The sequence below is a fragment of the Mycobacterium sp. ACS1612 genome (assembly GCF_001667505.1).
Lineage (GTDB): Bacteria > Actinomycetota > Actinomycetes > Mycobacteriales > Mycobacteriaceae > Mycobacterium.
The window spans coordinates 100,527-120,506 of the sequence record NZ_LZHZ01000025.1; the positions used below are offsets into that span (position 1 = coordinate 100,527).

The following is a 19,980-nucleotide window of genomic DNA, read 5'->3' on the forward strand; positions in this document are numbered from 1 at the left end:
CGCTCAACTAGGTTGAAAGCCTCGGCCTGGCAACCTCCGCAAAGGTGTGTTCACCCGGTGTCGCGAATCGATTGCATGTGCCTGCCGAGTTCGGCCCGCGAGCGGATGCCGAGCTTGCGGTATACGCGGGCAAGGGTGGCCTCGACCGTCTTCGCGCTGATGAACAGTTCGGTCGCCACGTCGCGGTTCGTCATTCCTGTCGCGGCGAGTTCGGCGACCCGCTGCTCGGTTGGTGACAGCCCTTCCCGGGTGCCGGTCCGTGGCTTGGCGCCTGCGAGTTCGGCGCGGGCGCGGTCCGCCCACAGCGTGGTGCCCAGCTTCTCGAATGCGGCCAGTGCCTCGCGCAGCACGGCGTCGGCTTCCGACCGCTGGCGACGTAGCAGTTGGCCGAGCAGCAACTGCGTTCTGGCGCGCTCGAACGGCATGGGCAGCCGGTCATGTTCGGTCATCGCGGCGTGCGTGCTCTGCACTGCCGCGTCCAGATCACCGCGGGCGGCCAGAACCATGGCCCTGGCACGCGCACCGACGGCAAGCATCCACGGCCGGTCGAGCCTGCGGCCGTTGCGTTCGAGCGCGTCGACGAGCGGTTCGGCCTCGTCGACACGGCCCAACGCGGTCAGCGCCTGCACCATATCGGGCAAGAACGACGCGGCGTTTATCTCGGTGGAGACCGGCACATGTCGCGACAGCAGCGGCGCCAAGGCGTCGACCGCGGCACCGTAGTTGCCGAGCGACACCTCGAGCAGACCCAGGGCGGTCAGCGTCCAGTCCTCGTGCCACGCGGTGCCGCTGCGCTTGCACGCGTCGATCGCCTCGGCGACGGCAAGGCGGGCGTCGTCTTCGGCGCCTGCATAAACCGCCAACCATGCGCGCAGCACAAGACTCAACATGGTCGGGAACTCCGCACCGAGTTGCCGCGCCAACTCCGTCACGTCCGCGGCCAACCGGGTGGCCGCGGCGAAATCGCCGCGCCAGATCCTGTTCACCACGACGTAGAAGTCGACGAAGATGAGTTCGCCTTCCTCGCCCTTGTCGGTGCACCGCCGTTCGATCGTCCGCAGCAACTCATAGGAGGTATCGAGATCACCGGTGCACGCGAGGATCAGTGCATGTTCGACGCTGGGCCGAAGCATGATGGGGGCGAACGCGTCGTGGTCTTCTGATTCGAGCGCCCGGCGCAGGCTTGGTTCGTCGATGCCGCCGCCGACGAAGAACTGGATCGTCGCGCGGACGCCCAGCGCCTCGCTGAGAAGTCCAGAGACGCCGACCTTTTCGGCGAGGGCCACCGCTTCCTGCGCGCGACCCCACGCGGCCTCGGGTTCGCCGGTCATGAACAGCGCGTAGGCCAGCGTGGTCGCCATCCGGACCTGTGCGGGGCCGCCGGGCACGTCCTCCTCGAGTGCCTGCCGCAGTAATTCCGACGCCTCGAGGTAGCCGTCGTCGATGAACCGCACGACCGCCAGCGCATACAGCGCGTGGGCACGGACCGGGCCCGGTTCCATGCTGCTGATCGCTCGCTCCAGCAGGGCCCGGGCGCGTGCCGGATCCCCCGCGTCGAAACAGTGCCCCGCCAACTGAACTCGTCGCTGCGGGGTGTCGCCTCCGAGCCCGATCGCCAGCTCGAGCAGTTCGGCCGCTGCGGCCGGTGCGCCGCGGGCGTGAGCGGCGGCTGCGGCGTTGTCCAGTGCGTCCAGGGTCTCGGGATCACCCGTGGCCGATCCCAACGCGAGATGCCGTGCCCGCAGCTCCATTTCGTCGACGACGCCCGCGACGCGCCGGTGCATGTCTCGGCGTTTCTGCGGTGAGGCCGCCGCGTACACGCCGCTGGCCAGCAACGGATGGGCGAACCGGATCCGGTTACCCTCGATCGCGACGACGCCGTGCTGTTCGGAGGTCTCGAGCAGTTCGATCAGCCGGTCCGGGTCCACGGCGGTCGCCGCGCCCACCACCTCGACGGTGGGTGCGGCCATGCATGCGGCGGCCAGCAGCACCTCATGTGCCGCCGGGTCCAGCCCGCTGACCCTGGTGTGCACCAGATCGGCCAGCGTGCCGGGTAGCACCTCACCGGTGTTGTCGACGAAAGCGCGCGCCAATTCGACCGCGTAGAAGGGATTCCCGGCAGACATCTGGCTGATGCGCGTCATCACCGCGCGCGGCGCCGGGCGACCGAGCTCGTCGCGCACCACGGTTTCCAGCGCCCGACCGGACAGCGGATGCACGGTGATTCGCAGGACCGCATCTGGCCGCGGCAGCTGCAGCCATGACGTGGTTCCGCCGGTGCCCGGTTCGGTTCTGACGGTGGCCAGCAGGCCCACCGGATCGGACAGTCGGCGGGCCGCGTATCCGAGCACGTGCACGGTCGACGGGTCCAGCCATTGCAGGTCGTCGATCGCGAGCAGCAACGGGCCGTCGTGGGCGAGCAATTCCACCACCGACAGGAACGCGGCGGCCACCGCTCGGTGGTCGGTGACGACCACGTTGCCGTCGGTGGTGACGTCGGATGCCAGCACCCGGTCGATCGCGACCCGCTGAGGAGCGGGCAGATCGGCCCACATGTCGGGGTCGACGTCGGCCAGCAGGTCGCCGAGGGTGGCGTACGCGCGCACGGACTCGGCTTGCACCGCCCGCGCCGACAGCACACGGAAGCCGCGGTTGCGCGCACTGGCCATCGCGGCCCGCAGCAGCGTGGTCTTGCCTATCCCGGCCTCGCCGTCGACCAGCAGCGCCGACGGTGTGCTGGCGGCGGCATCAAGAAACTCGCCGAGAGCACGCTGCTCGGCGGGACGGTTCGCCATGCCCGCGGTCATCCTCGACGAATGTTAGCTGCCCGCGGGCGATTGGGCGCTGTTAGTCGTCGCCCGGCTTGACCTTGGCCATCTGCAGCACGTCGAGTCGACGATCCAGTTCCTCCAGCGACAGCTTGTCGCCGATCAAGCCCCGGTCGATCACCGTCTGGCGGATGGTCTTCTTCTCCTTGAGCGCCTGCTTGGCGACCGCGGCCGCCTCCTCGTAACCGATGGCCGAGTTCAGCGGGGTGACGATCGACGGTGAGGATTCGGCGAGTTCGCGCAACCGCTCCTCGTTGGCCACCAATCCGTCGATGCAGCGCTCGGCGAACAACCGGGATGCGTTGGTCAGGATCTTGAACGATTCGAGCAGGTTGCGGGCCATCATCGGGATGTACACGTTGAGTTCGAAGGCGCCGGACGCGCCACCGAACGCGATCGCCGCGTCGTTGCCGACCACCTGGGCGGCGACCTGCGTAACCGCCTCGGGAATCACCGGATTCACCTTGCCGGGCATGATCGAGCTACCTGGCTGCAGATCAGGCAGCTGGATCTCGCCGAGACCGGTCAGCGGGCCCGAGCCCATCCACCGGATGTCGTTGGCGATCTTGGTCAGCGATACGGCGATGGTGCGCAGCGCACCCGACGCCTCGACCAGGCCGTCACGAGCCGCCTGCGCCTCGAAATGGTTTGTGGCCACCCGTAATTCGGCAACGCCGGTCTGCTCGGTGAGCACCGCGACCACCCGCACGTCGAAGTCGTCGGGTGCGTTCAGGCCGGTGCCGACGGCCGTGCCGCCGATGGCGAGTTCGCCGAGTCTGGGCAGCGTCGCGCGCACTCTTTCGATGCCCGCTTCGACCTGGCGGGCATAGCCGGAGAATTCCTGGCCGAGCGTCACGGGCACCGCGTCCATCAGGTGCGTGCGGCCGGACTTCACCACCGTCCGCCACTGCCGCGCCTTGCCTGCCAGCGACTCGTGCAGCACCTCGAGAGCCGGAATCAACTGCCGCACAGCGGCTTCCGTCGCCGCAATGTGGGTGGCGGTGGGGAAGGTGTCGTTGGACGACTGTGACATGTTGACGTCGTCGTTGGGGTGCACCGTCACGCCGTTGCGGGCGGCGATGCCCGCGATCACCTCGTTGGTGTTCATGTTCGAGCTGGTGCCAGAACCGGTCTGGAACACGTCGATGGGGAACTGATCGTCATGCAGGCCGTCGGCGATCTCAGCGGCGGCGGCGATGATCGCGTCGGCCTTCTCGGGCGCCAGCAGCCCCAGGTCCTTGTTCACTTGCGCGCAAGCGCCTTTGAGTAGACCGAGCGCGCGGATCTGAGTGCGTTCCAGTCCGCGGCCGGAGATCGGGAAGTTCTCGACAGCTCGCTGGGTCTGCGCGCGCCACAGCGCGGCGACGGGCACCCGGACTTCGCCCATGGTGTCGTGCTCGATGCGGTACTCAGTCCCGGTCTGGCTGTCGTTGTCGACGCTCATTCGGTTCCTTTTCTTCAGCGGGGTCAGGGGAGCGGGTAGACGGCGTTCGAGTCGCCGGTGAAGTCGATGGCGGAGTATTCGTTGAGCTTCGACAACCGGTGGTAGGCCTCGATCATTCGCACGGTGCCCGATTTGGAGCGCATCACGATCGACTGGGTGGTGCAGCCGCCGCCGTAGTAGTGCACGCCCTTGAGCAGGTCACCGTCGGTGACGCCGGTGGCGCAGAAGAATACGTTGTCCCCGGACACCAGGTCCTCGGTGAACAGGACCTTGTCCAGGTCGTGGCCGCGGTCGAGTGCCTTCTGCCGTTCGTCGTCATCCTTGGGCGCCAACTGACCCTGGATCGCGCCGCCCATGCAGCGGATGGCCGCGGCGGCGATGATGCCCTCCGGCGTGCCGCCGATCCCGACGAGGATGTCGGTGCTCGTGTTGGGCCTGCACGCCGAGATCGCGCCCGCGACGTCGCCGTCGGAGATCAGCCGGCATCGGGCGCCTGCCTCCCGCACGTCGGCGATCAACCGCTCGTGCCGCGGCCGGTCCAGGATGCACACGGTCAGGTCGGACACCGACACGCTCTTGGCCTTGGCCACCCGGCGGATGTTCTCGCCGATCGGCGCGGTGATGTCGATGGCGTCGACGGCGTCAGGCCCGACGGCGATCTTGTTCATGTAGAACACCGCTGACGGGTCGTACATGGTGCCGCGTTCGGAAACCGCCAGCACCGAGATCGCGTTGTTGATGCCCTTGCTCATCAGCGTCGTGCCGTCGATGGGGTCGACGGCGAAGTCGCACTCGGGCCCGTCGCCGTTGCCGACCTCCTCGCCGTTGTAGAGCATCGGCGCGTTGTCCTTCTCGCCTTCGCCGATCACCACGACGCCGCGCATCGAGACGGAATTCACCAGCTCACGCATGGCATCGACGGCCGCGCCGTCGCCGCCTTCCTTGTCGCCGCGGCCTACCCAACGGCCGGCGGCCATGGCGCCCGCCTCGGTGACGCGGACCAATTCGAGGGCGAGGTTGCGATCGGGGGCTTCTCCGCGGGAGGGGCTCATGAGTGCAGATTCTCCCATTAACCGGTCGCCGATTGGCAGCTGGGATACTGGCGGTGATGAGTGGACAAGCAGTACCCCCGCCCGACGTCGCCGGCCAGGCGACTCCGGCTCCCAAACCCGAGAAGCCGCGGATCCTGCAGGACGGCCGGGACATGTTCTGGTCGATCGCGCCGCTGGTGATCGCCTGCATCGTGCTGGCGGGTGTGCTCGGCATGTGCTCGTTCGCCCCCAACGGGCCCGGCAAAGGGCCTGCCCCGGACTACGACGCCCCGGCCGCGTTGCAGGCCGATGCCGACACGCTGAAAATCCCGATCCGGCTGCCGCAACTGCCCGAGGACTGGCACGCCAACTCTGGCAGTCGCAAGGGCATCGAGGGAGGTCGCACAGACCCGGTCTCACGCCAGCAGACGCGCGCCGTCAGTTCCACTGTCGGCTACCTCGCGCCCAGCGGGATGTACGTCAGCCTGACGCAGAGCAACGCCGACGAGGACAAGTTGATCTCTTCGCTGGACGCCGACGTGTATCCGACCGGCAGCCAGGACGTCGACGGGGTGACCTGGGTGGTGTACGAGGGCACGGCCGCGGACGGAAAGCCTGCCGAGCCGGTGTGGACCACCCGTCTCACCGGCCCCGGCGGCCCGGCGCAGATCGCCATAACAGGTGCCGCGGGTACCGACGAGTACCGTACGCTGGCGGCGGCGACGCAGACCGCATCGCCGCTTGCCGTCAAATAGGGGACTCGATGACCGCGCCGCGAGGTGATCTGACCGCATGGACCGTCGCGCCGTTTTCCGCCGCCGGGTACACACACGACGTCTACCGCAAGGGTGAGGGCCCCGGTGTGGTGCTCATCCCCGAACTGCCGGGGATGACACCCGAAGTCATCGGTCTGGGCAATCACTTGGTGGACAACGGTTTCACCGTCGCATGCCCGTCACTGTTCGGCACTCCGGGTGCTGCGGCCGTCAGACCGGGCATGGTCCCGGTGATCATGCGCACCTGTGTTTCAAAGGAATTCGCGGGTTTCGCGCTCAATGCCGACCGCCCGGTGGCGCACTACCTGCGCGCGCTCGCGCGTGACCTCAACGAGAAGACGCCTGGCAAGGGCGTCGGCGTCATCGGGCAGTGCTTCACGGGCGGCTTCGCACTGGCTGCCGCGGTGGACGACAGTGTGTTGGCGCCGGTGATGAGCCAGCCGTCGGCGCCGATTTCCCTGACGCCCAAGATGAGACGTGACCCTGGTCTGTCCGAGGGTGAACTGAAGGTCATCGAAAAGCGTGCCGCCGACGAGGGCCTGTGCGCGTTGGGTCTGCGATTCAGTGAAGACCCGCTGTCGCCGGGTGAGCGATTCAAGACGCTGAAGGCTCGCCTTGGTGATGCGTTCGAGGTCATCGAGGTCGATTCCAAGAAGGGCAACCCACACGGGTTCGCCAAAATGGCCCACTCGGTGCTGACGCTGGAGGTGCGCGAGCGCGACGGGCACCCGGCTTATGAGGCCCGTAAGCGGGTGGTGCAGTTCCTCACCGAGAGGCTGGTTTAGCCTTCGCGGGCTTACCCTTGAGGCGGCTGAACCAGCCGGGAAGCCAGCCGGGAAGCCAGCCGGGAAGCCTACGCTTCCTTGGTTTTTCGTCGTCTTCGTCGGGCGTTGCCATGGGCACGCCCTTGTACACCGCTAGGTAGACGCTGATGGTGGTGACGATCACGATCATCAGCACCGGACCGATCACGATGCCCCATGCGCCGAACATCGCGATGCCGGAGAACACCGCCAGCAGCATCAGCGCAGAGTCCAATCGGGCGGCGCGCGGCACCAGGATCGGTCGTAGGAAGTTGTCGATGTTGGTCACCACAATGAGGTGGAACACGATCACGAAGATGCCGCCGAATACGTTGCCGAACAGGATCATTCCGATTCCGAACGGGATGGTGACGATGCCGCTGCCGAGCGGAATCACCGACAACGCCGACAACAACACCGCGAACAAGAAGAAGCCCTGGTGGAAACCGGCGATGTAGATGGATGCTGCACCTGCGACACCTTGGCAGACGGCGATGACGAACTGCCCCATCACGGTGCCCTTCACCATTGCGCCCATCTTCGACATGTAGAGGTCGGTGATGTCCTCGCCGAGCGGGTTCAGGCGCCGGATCAACAGCAGCACCTTGTCGCGATTGGTCAACAGCGACAGGAACACATAGAGAAACAGGATGGCCGCGGTCACGGCGCCGAACACGCTGCCAGCCGCGCCTTGCAACAGGCCGAGCAGCCATTCGCCGACCTTCTGGGCGGCGGTGGCCATCGAACCGTGCAGCGACTCCGTGGTGACCGTCACGTTGATGAACGGCACGCGGTGCAACAGGTCGTTGACGAAGCGCAGTGCCTGGTCGCCGATGGCCGACAGATCGGTTCTGCCGACCCAGTCCGCCACCTTCTCGACCATGTTGGTGATCTGAACGACGGCCAGCATCACGAACAGGCCCATCGGCACGACGACCGCGGCGATGGCGGCCAGCAGTGTCAACGTAGCCGAAAGCCCCGATCCGAACCGCTTGTTCAACCGGTCGTACAACGGCGTGAACAGGTAGGCCGCGACCGCCGCCACGACGATGAGAATGAAATAGCCGCGCAGGAAGTAGGCGCCGAAAGCAAGCGCGATCACGGTCGCGACGGCCAGTGCACGCTTCTGTGTCAGCGTGAACTCGGTGTCCATGCTGTGACGCTAGCTTAGCTGGGAACGTCCTGTGGCCTGGCTCGCGCGCTGCTTTTCGATGAAGCCGATCGACACCCGGTTCATCAGAGTCGGTGCGAGACGGGCGAACAACCATTGGGCATGTGCCAGTCGCGGTTTCACCAGAATGGCTTTGTTCTTCTCGATGGCGTGCAGGGTGTCGTTCGCCAACCGGTCGGGGGCGTAGGCGGTCTTCACGCCCTGGCCCTGAAGGAAATAGTCGCGACCGACGAACCCGCCGACCGCGCCTTTGTCCAGAATTGGGGTCTCCACGGCGGACGGGCACACCACGAGGACGCCGACCCCGCGGGAAGCCGCTTCCGAGCGCAACGCCAACGACAGTCCGACGACGGCGTGTTTGGTGGCGACGTAACTGGTGATCTGGCCCGCCGCGGTCAGGCCCGCCATGGACGCGGTGTTGACGATGTGGCCGTGGCCCTGCTGCACCATCAGCGGGTAGGCCGCGGCCACGCCGTGTACGACGCCGCGCAGGTTGACGTCGATGATCGCGTTCCACTGATCCAGCGTCAGCAGTTCGGTGTCGCCGCCCCACACGATGCCCGCGTTGTTGAACATCAGGTCCAGTCGGCCCGCGCGGTCGACGACCTCGTCCACGGTCCGTTGCACCGCCGCCGCGTCGGTGACGTCGAGTCGGGCCCCGGTGGCGTTGGCGCCGAGCGCCGCGGCGGTCCGGTCGGCGGCGTCGGCGTCGATGTCGGTGCAGACGACTGTCGCGCCCGCACCGACGAGGGCCCGGCACAGCGCAGCGCCGATACCGGAGCCCGCGCCGGTGACGATGGCGGTTTTGTCCTTGAAACGCTTGGCTTTTGGCTCTTCGCCCGAGAGGCTCATCGCGGCGGCTCCGCCAGTTTCATGACATGGCCGAGGATGTCCGGATAGCGTTTCAGGTGCGCGCCGCCGTTGAGGTCGAGCACCTCGCCGGTCAACCACGACGCGCCAGGCGAGCACAGGTACAGCACGGCGTTGGCGATGTCCTCGGGTGTGCCTGCGCGGCCGAGCGCGGTGTTCTCCAGGTATTCGTCGACGACGCCAGGCACCGCGGCGGCGGGTTCGGTCAGCGGCGTGTGGACGAAACCCGGTGCGACGGCGTTGACGCGGATCCCCTTGCGGCCCAGTTCCAGCGCGGCCACCTGGGTCAGCATCGACAACCCCGCCTTGGCCGCGCAGTAGGCGCTCATGCCCGCCGCGGGCTGACGAGCGTTGAGTGAGCTGATCGAGACCAGCACGCCGCCGGCACGTAGGGTGCGGCCCGCGTGCTTGGCGACGATGAACGCGCCGGTGAGACATACGTCGACGACATCGCGGAACTGGTCGACGGGCATGTCGGTGATCAGGCCGACGTTGGAGTAGCCCGCGCAGTTGACGACGACATCCACCGGGCCGGTCTGCTCGAAGAGCCGTTGCACGGATTCCTCATCGGTGACGTCGACGGTTGCCGCCCGCTGGCCGAGTTCGGCGGCGCGGGCCTGCGCCCCGTCGGCATTGCGATCGGCGATGGTCACCCCGTCGCCCTGGGCGGCCAGCGCCTGCGCCGTCGCCAAGCCGATCCCGGAGGCGCCGCCGACCACGACCGCGATCCGCTGATCCCCGTTGCTCACCGGAGTTTGCCCTTCGACAGTGAAGTAGAACGCGTTCTAATTTCACATTCGCGAGTCGAAAGTGCAATAGGGGCTATTCAGCCGTATGCAGCCACGGTGCGAGCCTGTCGGCGATCTGGCCGGCGAGGGGACCCAACTCCTCATCAGGCGGGAACCGAACGACAAGTTCGGAGGCGACCGAATTCGATGGATAAGTGTCGTCACCCATCAAGAGCTCAGTTGGCGCCGGAAGCATCTCCGTCACTATCAGGGACCTCTGGTGCTTGAGCAGAGCATCGATCTGCTCGAGCGCACTGAGGCTTTCCAGATCCACCCCGATGCGAGTTCGTTCTCCAGGGTCGCTGACGAAGACCCATCGCGGCAAGCCGACATGCTCACGAGTGCGGCAGAGTGCCCGAAGGCGCTCCCGCAGTGGTGCGCCAGGCTCCCAGAGAGTGGAGCCGCAAAGGTCCCAGCGTGCCGGGCTCAAGACAAGGTCTCCGTCAAGCACGACACGCGGCATTGTGTTTCGGCCCCAAAGCTCCCTCAGAAGTATGTCCGGGCGGCGGAACCGTTTTGGGAAGGCCAGTGGTGAAGCCATCAGAAGTGCATGCGCGACGTTGTCCCATGGCGGCGAAAACGTTCTGGTGGCGTGGTAGCACGGCCAGAGTTGACGCCCATTGAAGCAACATCGGTAGCCATCAGGCCGCCGCAAGAGTTCGATGTCGCGCAATGGGATGTACTCAAGAGGCGCCGCGTCGGACGGGAAGTAGGTTGCCGCTGCTGGATCGCCCGTCCACGCTGACGTGTAGGCAGGACGGCGGACCGCGTTGTCGGCTGCGTCGGAGAGCGGGGGGACCGTGATCTCAACGAATTGCACATCTGTGAGATCCTCGATTCGGCGAAGGAAATCTCGATACGCGGCTTCACCGGGCAACGCGCCGCCCAGCTCGCGCGAGCCATCTGCGAACCGCGAGTCGATTGTTCCGGCCGGCCATATCTCGACGAGAGCGGGGCCATGGCCGGCCACCGAGGTGTCGGGCACCCGAAGCAGGCAGTCAACAGGCCAAGTTCCGTTGCCCGTGTCGGATGCAAACGCACCGATCAGCTCACTCGGAATGTTGATGACATCGGCGTTGGGCGGTTGAGACGCAAGGAAATTGGCGAGTTCGGCTGCTTGTGGAGTGGCGGGTGGGGAAGGGGACAGGTCATCTTCGGTGGCCGGGTCCTGCTGGTTGACAGATCTGGCCAGCATCGCTTTCAACACGTCGACGACTGTCCAACGTTCTGCCGTGCCCCGGAATCCGTCGCGCCACGGCGTCGACACCGCGGCCAAAAACCGCAGTGCCGCTTGTGTCCGTTCGCGCAGGCCCACCACCATCTGCTTCGAAACGCCCGGTGAGCCATCGCGATACACGTCAACCCACCCCTTCGGCTGAGCGACCGGGTCGTCGGCCGGGGTCACCTTCCTGCCCATGTCGGCTCGACGAATCGACCTCAGCGGTGATGCGCACCCCTGCAGGATGCCGGTGCGAAGCAGCTGACCGACGTACTCGCCGAATGACCGCCGCTCTGCCTCGTCCGTGATGTCCAGGCGCGCGAAGAGCTCGGTCAGGGTCACTGGCCGTGTGGTGGCCCGCAACAACGTGGAGAGGAATTCCGTCTCGCGGAGGACTACGCATGACGGCTCATCAAACTGATCGAGAACAAGGGCGTAGCGATGTTCTTCCTCCGTCCACGACAAAGGATTCGTCCCGACGGCGAGACGCGAGAACTCGTCGACAGTCGACGCGTGCGTGAGCATTCGTCGAACCTCGCGGACACTTTCGGTCCAGCACACTCCTGCGCCGGTTCCGACTCGGGGCGGATCTGAGCTGTCGCGTGGACGAAGTACTGCAATGTGGCTGAACCAGCCCCGAGGCGTTGAGACAACCGCCGCTCGACCGACAAGGTCCCAACAACGAACGAATCGTCGCCAACTCCTTTTGTTCAGAGTGCACTCACGGGGCAGCTCGACGCAACCGAGAAGTGCGAAACCGCAGAGCGACTCAGACGCAATCCGGGCCGGGATCTTGAGGAGCCGATTGCGCTCGGACTCGATGTCGCGATCGAGTTCGTGGTTCATGCGAGTTGCCTCGGCGGTCAACTCGGCACACCTTTCCAGCTGTGCCGCCAAGACTGGCTCGCCCTGATTGCGCGCGAGGGACGCCGCGCCGTTCAGTATGCTGGCCTCGACGCTTCTGCCACCATGGAGCCGGCGGCGGATGGCCAGCATCTGTCTTCGCTCTTCGCCGCTGACGTCGTCGTTGGGCACCAGCCGTTCACCGACCGTCTCGGCCACTACTGGTCCGATCTGTCGTAACGACGATTCGACTGCCTCGAGATGTCCTGCGAGGGCGAAGATCTCGGGGCTACCTCCGTCGATCCACCAGGCCGCCGGAACCCCGCTGACGCGGGCGATCAGCCAATCTTCGCGGTCAACCATCGGCCCGCTCGCGCCGCGTAGCCAGGGCCTCCGCCACCAGTCCTTGCTGTATCGAGGAGAATCCGGCACGGTTCCAGTGGAAGATTGTGAAGTACGCGGCGCCCTGCCGAGGACCGATACGCGCACCGGCACATTCAAAATAGCCTGTTCTCCAACGGGCCCCCTGCTGCCGGGCGAGATCAGCGCACGCTCGCTGGAGCGCGTCGACGGTGCCAAGGCTTTGCGCTGATTCCGTCCACACCTCACGGACGAGCGCGGCTAGATCGCGGTACCCTTCGGTGCACTCCAGATCGAGAGCCAAGCGACGGCCGGTGTCTTCGAGTACCGCGTCCCATACGCCCAAATCCTCCCAACCGAGAATCGCCAAGCCGTCGAAGACGGAGCGGAGCAGCCGTAGCGATCGCGACCATGCATCTGTGTTCCCCGTTTCACCGTCCGACCTTCCCAGGAACGTGCTCCAGAACAAGCTGTCGATCGTGAACAAGGCATGGACATGGTCCATGGATTGAACGCCACCGAAGAGTTGGTACTCGGGCTCGTATACCGCGGGCTTGTGGGCACACACCAGCCCGCGCGATTGCCAAGCCGAGACCTCTTGCGTGAGGCGTTGTTCAAGGACCGCTCGTTCTGTGGCGGCCTGAAACCGCAGCCGCAGACCGGGCGGCTTTCGCATGAAGAAGAAGTTCTTGGCGACCCCTTCTTGCAGCAGCGCATTTGCAAGCTCGGAAATGGCGGACATCAATGGCTGCATGGCCGGCTGATTCACCTGAATCGAGCGCTGCACCCAGCGATGTGCATTGGCGGCCGCATCGAGCGCTTCGACGCCCCCTTGAACGAAGAGATCGGCTAGCTCTTCGACGGTATGGCCGAGCGGCAGGCATGCCGCATCCCTAGTCTCGAGGCGTTGTGCGACACAGCGAACGAAGTCCGCGACGGCGATGTCCTGTGATGTGCCCATGCCTGGTCAGCGAACGGCGATGTGGTGCAGCCACTGCCGTTCGGCGCCCGTGGCGGTCAAGGCGACGGCGGCCACGCCCCCGGCGCCGGTGAGTAACGACATGTCGTGCCGACCGTGCTCGCGAAGCTCTGCGGCGTGATCGATCAAATAGTCGAGCATATGGTCGCGCAGTGCCTCAGCCGACGACACGAGGGTGAACCGCGCATACGCGTCGGCGATTGCGAGCATCCCTGCCGCGCCGTGGCATACCGCCAGATTCTCGCCGGCGTCGCGGTCAAGGTGGAGGCTCTCGTCGAACACGGCGATGAAGCTGGTCATCGCGTTCTCCGCCAGTTCGCGTATGGCGTCGTCGGCGAGCGAGTCGGCGGCCTCCCATAGCGTCCACGAAACCCCCGGAGTGCCGTAGCACCAAGCTTGTCGCCGACGAGTTCCGAACGATTCCTGGTCGAGTCCACCCACCGGCGGCCACGTGATCAGGCCGATGTCGTCGGTGTAGGTCTGTGCGACCAGCCAGTCGCATATCCGGCGAAGGGCGGGACGTGCGTTCTCGTAACCGGATCCGCGAAGGGCATGCGCGAGTGCGCTTGCCACTCCGGCAATCCCATGACCAAGACCCGTGTTGACGCGGCCGATATTGAACGCGCTCCTTTGATCGATCTCGGGTCCGCCCCGGAAGGCTTCCAATTCCTCGGTCAGGGCCATGCTGATGAGGTGTTGTAAGGCGGGAGCGACCATGTCCGTAGGACCGCCGGGGTAGAGCCCGGCGCGTATGACGCCGGCCGGGCCGAAGAAGAGGTCGTAGTCCGGCCAGGAGACATCGTTGGTCCGCCAACGTTCGTGGGCGAGCCATTCGGGTGTCTGGGAACAGAGCGCCGAGTAGGCCGGGGCGACCGCATCCGTCAACGCCGTCACCGCCCGCAGTCCGGATAGGAGACCGCCAAGCCCCCCGAACGCGCCGACGCCCCTGAAAACAGCGGGCATGTCGTTGAGCCACCGCTTCAGCGCCCGCAGGCATAGATCTTCGGCGTCGGGGGCGACGCTGCACAAGGTGGCGGCAAGTATGGCCGGCCCGGCGTCTTGTCCGCTACCACTCCTCGGCTTGATGTCGTTGGCGTACTCGGTCAGTAGGTCGACTGCCAGAGCCAGCGTCCGATCTTGGCGCTCGGTCATGATTCCCACCACCGGGAGCCAAGACCCGTTGCCGAGTCTTGGCTCCTGGGACAGACGGCGCGACTAGCCCTCGGCCTTGGCGACGATGTTGGCGATCTCACGGCTGGTGAGCACTCGGTCCACGCCGGGCAACAGCACGTTCATCATGTCTGTCGCGCGACAGTTGGTGCATCCATTCGTGTCACAATTTGTGCAGCCGTTGGTGTCGTCCGCAGCGCGCGACGCGCCGAGGTTGCCCACCCCAAGAATCCTCACTTCCAGCGCTGCAAGGCGACGTTCCAGATCGATGTCAGCCATGATATTCCCCTCCCGTTCAGAATGGCTGTTGAGTACACAAGAAACGTTTCCTGTGTGACATACAGATTAAGCCGGGCGAGATGCTTTTGGCGAGTGAAATTTTGCATTCGATTACGGCGAATATCGGAATTGTTTCGCAGCAGTCATATATTTCATCACTGTCGTATACCTTGGGTCATTTCACGCGCTCTTCTATTCTGCAAACGATGGACGACATCACGCAGTACACAGCTCCACTCCGGTGGCAGGGCGGCGAGCCGCTGGTGGGTCCTCTGCTGGCGATGATCGGCGATGTCGAGGTGGTCGGGCTGGGAGAGCCGACGCATGGGGACAGCCAGTCTTTGCGCCTGAAACGTGCCATTGTGCGGGAGATGTCCGCCATGCCGGGCCGAATGCTCGTGGCGTGGGAGCGGGGGGTCGGACACATCGAGCTGGTGAACCGATTCCTCGGTGAGCGTGGGGGCCTGCCTCGCGAGGAGGTACGCCTCGTGTACCCGTGGGTCTATGAGGAGGTACAGGATCTTTTCGGTTGGCTCGGTGCGGTCGCATCTGAACGCGATGTGATGCTCCGAGGCGTCGACATGGACGGTCCACCCCCAGAACGCGTCCTCGACGAGTTGCGACGGCGTGCGGGTATGCCGCTGTCGACGGCGTTGGCGACGGTTCAAGAGCTCGCCGCAGAAAGCAAGGATCACCGTGTGAGCGCTGCTCGCTGGAGTGCGATGGCGAAGACGGTGTCCTCAGTCATCCTTCGGGAGCAGGCGATCAGCCCGGCCGATCAGCTGTTGGTTCGGACCATCCAGCAGTGGGGCGAGTACGAACGCCTGAAGGCCATCTCGGCGACAGATCCCGCGCCCTGGGAGTACCGGGATCGGTGCCTGGCTGAGAACCTCGCGGCGCAGCAGGCCATCACGAAGCCCAATCGCGTGGCGTTCTGGGCCCATAACGGTCATGTGTCGAAGTGGTCGGCCAGGGCGGGCGGCCATCTGGCTGGAGCCCACAACTACCGCGCGATCGGTGTGGCGTTCGGCGCAGGGAGCTTCCATGCATGGGAGCCGGGGGATCGCGCCATCCACACTCGCCGGCTACGGCCGGCGACGGCGCAGCTGCCGCCGCCCGACAGTATCGAGGCGCTGCTTCAACGGGCTGGCGTCGGAGACTGCTTCATCGACTTACGAGCGATGCGCAACGGCGAGAATCCTCTGCTTCAGCCGTTGGCGATACGCGAGGTGGGCCTTGCTGCTGATACTTCACAATTCACGACACCGAAGCCCATCACAGAAATATTCGACGTCCTGGTGTGGATCCGAGAAGTAACGCCCGCCGGAATCATCCGGGATCACGGCGCGACGTGGTAGGTCGGAAAAATGAAGCGTTCCCCTGATTCGGAAACACCTTCGTGTAATATGTGACGCCGCATGCCTGGGTCCATTCGTGGCGTCGCCCACGCTTGATTTCAGCTACTTTCCTAATCTTGCTTGTCGCGCTATTGACCACACTTTAAATTGTCGACGACAATAACCGGCAACGGCTCTGTTTCGGGATGAACGGCTGGCGGCGCATTTACTGAATATGCACGTGCCTGCACAAGCATCAGCCCAGCGGTAGGGCAGACTTGTGGGGTGAGCGATCTGCAGATGTCCGAGTCGATTTCCGTGGCCGTGCCGCCTGACGAGTTGTACGCGTTGGTGTCGGATGTGACAAGGATGGGCGAGTGGAGCCCGGTATGCCGGGCCTGCTGGTGGGACGACGGTGACGGCCCGCGCGTCGGCGCCTGGTTCACCGGCCGCAATGAACTGCCCGAGCGGACATGGGAGACGCGCTGCCAGGTGGTGGCGGCCGAACCCGGTCGCGAGTTCGCATGGGAGGTCAACAATGGCTGGACGCGTTGGGGTTACACCTTCGAGCCGGAAGGTGACGGCACTCGGCTGACCGAGTCGTGGGAGTTTCTGCCCGCCGGTATCGCCGGCTTCCGCGAGCGATACGGCGCCGATGCCGCCGCGCAGATCCAGAGCCGCACCGAAGCGGCCAGGACCGGTATCCCCGCGACGCTGGCGGCGATCAAGAAGGCCGCCGAGGTCTGAGTTCGCCGCGATCACGAGCGCTGGACACAGCGGAAGCCGATGTGGCTCATGCCGGTGTCGACCGGTTGCGGCCTGCGCGCAGCGGGGCGGTAGCGCAGACAGTAGTTGTCGGCGCACAGGAACGAGCCGCCCTTGACGACCCTGCGCGGGATCTGGAACTGCGGTTGGCGGGGATCGTAACTGTCTGCCGCACAACAGGAATCGGTTGACCTGGTGTCGGTGTACCAGTCGGTGGTCCACTCCCATACGTTGCCTGCCATATCGGCCAACCCGTAACCGTTGGGCGGGAAGCTGCCGACGGGTGTGGTGCGGCCGTAGCCGCGCTCAGGTCGCCACGGGAAGTCGCCGTGCCAGTAGTTCGCCAGCGGCCGGCCGGGCTGCTCCGGTTCGTCGCCCCAGGTATACGTCGCGCCTGCGAGGCCGCCGCGGGCCGCCGTCTCCCACTCCGCTTCGGTCGGCAGTGCGAGTCCCGCCCACGCTGCGTACGCCTCCGCGTCCTCGTAGGCGACGTGCACGACGGGATGATCGGCGCGCTTGTCAATGGAGGAATTCGGCCCGACCGGATGCCGCCACGACGCGCCGGGCGTCCACGTCCACCACAGGTTCAGGTGCCGCAGATCGACCGGGCCGCGGGTGCGGGTGAACACCATAGATCCCGGTTGCAGATTCTCGGCGGGCGCGCCGGGATAGTCGGCCGGGTCCAGCGGCCGCTCGGCGACGGTGACATATCCAGTGGCCGTGACGAATTCGGCGAACTCGGCGTTGGTCACCTGGTGGGTCTGGATGGAGAACCCTTCGGCGCTGACCTCGCGAACCGGCGCCTCCTCGGCATAGTGCGCGTCGGACCCCAGTGCGACGGTCTGCGCCGGTATCCGCACCAAATCGTCAGTCACTGAAGACCGTCGTCCAGTCGTCGCGCATGCTGACCACGGTCCAGTCGTCCTTCGTCGCCTGTTCCAGCGCCTTCTCCGCGCCCGCGGTGTAGTCGAATTCGCGACTGGCATCATCATGCAACACAAGCAGGCGCAGCCCGCGGGTGAACTCCAGCATCTCGACGTCGCCGTTCGAGTTGCCCGCGGCGAGTATCGGTCTGCGCCCGATCCGGCTCCACAGCCGCACCGGCTTCATCGGGCCGTCGTCGAGGAATTCGGGCTGCGCGGTCGTATAGAGATCACCGCCACGATAGTCCAGGCCGACCGAACTTCCGACGACTCGCTCTGGTGGGATTCCGTACAGCGCACTGGTGACCGGCCGCATGAAGTCACGGCCGCCGCCCGACACGATGTAGTTGGTGAACGCGTTGGCCTCGAGATAGCGAAGCAACTCGACCATCGGGCGATATCCGCATGACGTGTACGGCCGCTTCAAGGTCGGGTGGATGGCTTCTTCGAAGAACGCGCTGACGCGGCTGGCGTGTTCTTCCACCGTGATTTCGTGATGCGCGGTGAGAATCGCTGCGACAAGGGGTTTGACGTCTGAGTCGTCGCCCTGGTAGTGCTTCGTCACCGCATCGCCGAACCACTTCAGGTCACCCTCGAACGCCGCCTTGTACGGCTGTCTGTCCCGCAGCGGCGGGTCGGCCCTTGCCTGTTCGACGAACCGGCGGATCAAGAAGTCGAGCTGGATGTACATCGGCTTTTCACACCAGAGCGTGCCGTCGTTGTCGAACACGGAGACACGCTGGTGTGGATCAACGTAATCCGGCCCGCCGTGCGTTGTGATTCGACCAACGAAGTCGACGATCGCCGACTTCGTGGGCCCCTCGTTCCATGACTCGAGCATCTAATCCTTCGCGAGGAATTCGTGCAGTTTCTGCACGGCGTGATTGATGGTGAACGACGCCGGCTCCTGCCGCGGCGGAAACTCCTTGAACGTTTCCAGGAACTGCGTGACGATCGCGCCGCCATAAAACGCCATATAGATTCGATCGATCATCCAGTCGTAGTACGTATTCGACGTGATGTCGGCGCGCTCGAACGGATCGGTGCGCAGATTGAAGATCTTCGGCGCGCGCAGTGGGGTGAATGGCTCTTGCCAAATCTTGAGCGTGCCCTCACACCGCTGCTCCATGAACACGACTTTCCAATTGTCGAAGCGCAGACCGAGCACGTCCCCGTCATCGGAGAAGTAGATGAAGCCCCTACGTGGACTCTTGTCGTCCTCGCCGGTCAGGTACGGCAGGATGTTGTAGGCATCCAGATGAACCTTAAAGGTCTTGTCGCCGACCGGGTGCCCCTTCTTCAACTTCTCGATGATGTCCGGTTCTCCGGCCGCGGCCAGGAAGGTCGGGAACCAGTCGTGGTGTTGAATGATTTCGTTCGACACCACGCCGGCAGGGATCTTGCCCGGCCAGCGGATCATCTCCGGGATGCGGAAAGCGCCTTCCCAGTTGGTGTTCTTCTCGCTGCGGAACGGTGTAGTAGCGCCGTCCGGCCAGCTGTTGGCGTGCGGGCCATTATCGGTGCTGTAGATGACGATCGTGTCCTCGGCGATGCCAAGTTCATCGACGGCGTCGAGTAGTAGGCCGACGTGCTTGTCGTGGTCGATCATCGTGTCGTGGTACGGCGACTGCCAGCGGCCGGCTTGTCCGACGCTTTCCGGCTTCGTATGCGTCCGGAAGTGCATATGGGTGGTGTTCATCCACGCGAAAAACGGTGTGTCTGCTGCGACCTGGCGCCTGATGAAGTCGATGCAGGCGGCGGTGGTTTCGTCATCGATGGTCTCCATCCGCTTCTTGGTCAGCGGACCGGTGTCTTCGATGCGCTGTTTACCGACGCGGCCCCAGCGCTCATGTACTTCGTCGTCGTCCTCCTCGGTAGCCCAGGAGTGGATGACTCCGCGCGGTAGGAAGGCGTCGCGCATGAGGGGGGCCTCTTCAGCTGTGGGATAGTCCGGCTGTTCCGGCTCCTCTTCTGCGTTGAGGTGGTAGAGGTTGCCGAAGAACTCGTCGAAGCCGTGCACTGTCGGCAGGTATTTGTTGAGGTCACCCAAGTGGTTCTTGCCGAATTGGCCTGTGGCGTAACCCAACGGTTTGAGGCAGTCGGCGATGGTCGGATCTTCCGGCTGAAGGCCGGCGTCGGCGCCTGGCATTCCGACCTTGGACAGCCCGGTGCGGTAGACGCTTTGCCCGGTGATGAACGCAGACCGGCCCGCGGTGCAACTCTGTTCGCCATAGGAGTCGGTGAAAAGCATTCCCTCATTAGCGATTCGGTCGATATTCGGAGTGGAGTAGCCCATCATGCCGCGGCTGTAGCAGCTCAGATTCCAGACGCCGATGTCGTCGCCCCAGATCACCAGGATGTTCGGTTTACCGTTGGGCATAGCACAACCCCTTT

The 19,980-nt window shown here is 65.1% G+C and carries 17 protein-coding genes; 4 read left to right on the forward strand and 13 right to left on the reverse strand.

From position 1 onward, the window contains the following. Positions 1-50: 50 nt before the first annotated feature. The 3 genes from A5724_RS10475 to glpX are packed head-to-tail and all read right to left on the reverse strand — an operon-like array spanning position 51 to position 5,324. A complete protein-coding gene (locus A5724_RS10475; RefSeq protein WP_232004773.1) occupies positions 51-2,795 on the reverse strand; it encodes an AAA family ATPase in 2,745 nt (914 codons plus the stop codon). A 52-nt stretch (positions 2,796-2,847) separates the two neighbouring features. Continuing rightward, the gene (locus A5724_RS10480) at positions 2,848-4,272 is read right to left on the reverse strand and encodes a class II fumarate hydratase (protein ID WP_067800373.1); all 1,425 of its coding nucleotides are present in this window, start codon (positions 4,270-4,272) and stop codon (positions 2,848-2,850) included. A gap of 23 nt (positions 4,273-4,295) precedes the next feature. Next, entirely contained in the window at positions 4,296-5,324 is a 1,029-nt protein-coding gene (glpX, locus tag A5724_RS10485) for a class II fructose-bisphosphatase (RefSeq protein WP_067800375.1), read from the reverse strand. A 56-nt stretch (positions 5,325-5,380) separates the two neighbouring features. Between glpX and A5724_RS10490 the strand changes: the two genes are divergently transcribed. Both A5724_RS10490 and A5724_RS10495 read left to right on the forward strand, forming a co-directional pair. Next, on the forward strand, positions 5,381-6,058 hold the full coding sequence (locus A5724_RS10490) for a DUF4245 domain-containing protein (RefSeq protein WP_067800378.1): 678 nt from the start codon (positions 5,381-5,383) through the stop codon (positions 6,056-6,058). Between the two features lie 8 nt (positions 6,059-6,066). Continuing rightward, positions 6,067-6,864 (forward strand): dienelactone hydrolase family protein, encoded by a 798-nt coding sequence (locus A5724_RS10495; RefSeq protein ID WP_067800381.1) that lies wholly within the window; start codon positions 6,067-6,069, stop codon positions 6,862-6,864. Here the strand turns inward: A5724_RS10495 and A5724_RS10500 are convergent. From A5724_RS10500 to A5724_RS10530, 7 genes are all read right to left on the reverse strand, one after another. After that, positions 6,845-8,035 (reverse strand): AI-2E family transporter, encoded by a 1,191-nt coding sequence (locus A5724_RS10500; RefSeq protein WP_067800384.1) that lies wholly within the window; start codon positions 8,033-8,035, stop codon positions 6,845-6,847. The two genes, A5724_RS10495 and A5724_RS10500, sit on opposite strands and share 20 nt — an antisense overlap. 9 nt (positions 8,036-8,044) lie before the next feature. Then, on the reverse strand, positions 8,045-8,905 hold the full coding sequence (locus tag A5724_RS10505; protein WP_067800388.1) for an SDR family oxidoreductase: 861 nt from the start codon (positions 8,903-8,905) through the stop codon (positions 8,045-8,047). Further along, the gene (locus A5724_RS10510) at positions 8,902-9,672 is read right to left on the reverse strand and encodes an SDR family NAD(P)-dependent oxidoreductase (protein WP_067800389.1); all 771 of its coding nucleotides are present in this window, start codon (positions 9,670-9,672) and stop codon (positions 8,902-8,904) included. Before A5724_RS10510 ends, A5724_RS10505 begins: the two co-directional genes overlap by 4 nt. A gap of 73 nt (positions 9,673-9,745) precedes the next feature. After that, positions 9,746-12,136 carry a lantibiotic dehydratase gene (locus A5724_RS10515; RefSeq protein ID WP_067800392.1) on the reverse strand — a complete coding sequence of 797 codons (2,391 nt, stop codon included), beginning with the start codon at positions 12,134-12,136 and terminating at the stop codon, positions 9,746-9,748. Further along, complete coding sequence (locus A5724_RS10520; RefSeq protein ID WP_067800395.1) at positions 12,129-13,094, reverse strand: thiopeptide-type bacteriocin biosynthesis protein; 966 nt, start codon at positions 13,092-13,094, stop codon at positions 12,129-12,131. Before A5724_RS10520 ends, A5724_RS10515 begins: the two co-directional genes overlap by 8 nt. Before the next feature lie 6 nt (positions 13,095-13,100). After that, positions 13,101-14,264, reverse strand: coding sequence for a lanthionine synthetase LanC family protein (locus A5724_RS10525; RefSeq protein ID WP_067800508.1), 1,164 nt, complete (start codon positions 14,262-14,264; stop codon positions 13,101-13,103). A 63-nt stretch (positions 14,265-14,327) separates the two neighbouring features. Further along, entirely contained in the window at positions 14,328-14,561 is a 234-nt protein-coding gene (locus tag A5724_RS10530) for a hypothetical protein (RefSeq protein WP_067800398.1), read from the reverse strand. An 80-nt stretch (positions 14,562-14,641) separates the two neighbouring features. Here A5724_RS10530 and A5724_RS10535 point away from each other — a divergent pair, with 80 nt between their 5' ends. Both A5724_RS10535 and A5724_RS10540 read left to right on the forward strand, forming a co-directional pair. Continuing rightward, complete coding sequence (locus A5724_RS10535) at positions 14,642-15,919, forward strand: erythromycin esterase family protein (RefSeq protein WP_067800401.1); 1,278 nt, start codon at positions 14,642-14,644, stop codon at positions 15,917-15,919. Between the two features lie 279 nt (positions 15,920-16,198). Continuing rightward, positions 16,199-16,645, forward strand: a complete 447-nt coding sequence (locus A5724_RS10540) for an SRPBCC family protein (RefSeq protein WP_197518612.1) — start codon at positions 16,199-16,201, stop codon at positions 16,643-16,645. Between the two features lie 11 nt (positions 16,646-16,656). Here the strand turns inward: A5724_RS10540 and A5724_RS10545 are convergent, their stop codons facing one another. The 3 genes from A5724_RS10545 to A5724_RS10555 are packed head-to-tail and all read right to left on the reverse strand — an operon-like array spanning position 16,657 to position 19,966. Continuing rightward, a complete protein-coding gene (locus A5724_RS10545; protein ID WP_067800407.1) occupies positions 16,657-17,538 on the reverse strand; it encodes a formylglycine-generating enzyme family protein in 882 nt (293 codons plus the stop codon). Then, entirely contained in the window at positions 17,531-18,427 is an 897-nt protein-coding gene (locus A5724_RS10550; RefSeq protein ID WP_067800409.1) for an HAD family phosphatase, read from the reverse strand. Before A5724_RS10550 ends, A5724_RS10545 begins: the two co-directional genes overlap by 8 nt. After that, complete coding sequence (locus tag A5724_RS10555; RefSeq protein WP_067800412.1) at positions 18,428-19,966, reverse strand: arylsulfatase; 1,539 nt, start codon at positions 19,964-19,966, stop codon at positions 18,428-18,430. It lies immediately after the preceding gene. Positions 19,967-19,980 lie beyond the last annotated feature (14 nt).